Here is a 712-nt window from a genome sequence, read left to right on the forward strand (position 1 = left end):
GGGTACGCCGTGGGTGGCGTAGGAGGTTCCGGCGGCGGTGAAGGCTGCCACGGCGCCGGCTTCGTTGATGCCCGGGTGGATCAGCTGCCCGGCGGGGGATTCCTTGTAGGCCAGCACCAGGTCCCGGTCCACGGACAGGTAGTTCTGCCCGGCCGGGCTATAGATCTTGGCGGTGGGGAAGAAGGCGTCCATACCGAAGGTGCGTGACTCGTCCGGCACGATGGGCACAATCCGGTTCCCGAACCCCTTGTCCCGAAGCAAATCCTTGAGCAGGCGAACAAATGCCATGGTGGTGGCGGCCTGCTGCTTGCCGGATCCGCGCTTGGCCACCTCGTAGGACTTCGCATCCGGCAGTTCAACAGCCTGATGACCGGAACGCCGTTCCGGAACAGAACCGCCCAGCGCCCTCCGCCGGTCAAGGAGGTAGGCAATCTCGGGTGCATCAAACCCCGGGTGGTAATAGGGAGGCCGGTACGGGTCGGCGTCGAGTTGTTCATCAGAAATGGGAATGCGCAGGTAATCCCTGAAGTCCTTGAGGTCCTCGACCGTCAGCTTCTTCATTTGGTGTGTGGCATTCCTGCCTTCAAACCTGGGGCCCAGGCCGTAGCCCTTGACGGTGTGGGCGAGGATGACGGTGGGTTTGCCCTTGAATTCGGTGGCTGCCTTGTAGGCGGCGTAGACCTTGCGGTAGTCGTGGCCGCCGCGCTTGAGG

At 63.3% G+C, this 712-nt stretch carries 1 pseudogene; it reads right to left on the reverse strand.

Features of this window, described 5'->3' with window-relative positions:
* Nucleotides 1–712: pseudogene (locus ACTJK0_RS21415) on the reverse strand (pyruvate dehydrogenase (acetyl-transferring), homodimeric type); the annotation flags it as partial.

Source organism: Paenarthrobacter sp. 22069, assembly GCF_052046035.1.
Classification (GTDB): domain Bacteria; phylum Actinomycetota; class Actinomycetes; order Actinomycetales; family Micrococcaceae; genus Arthrobacter.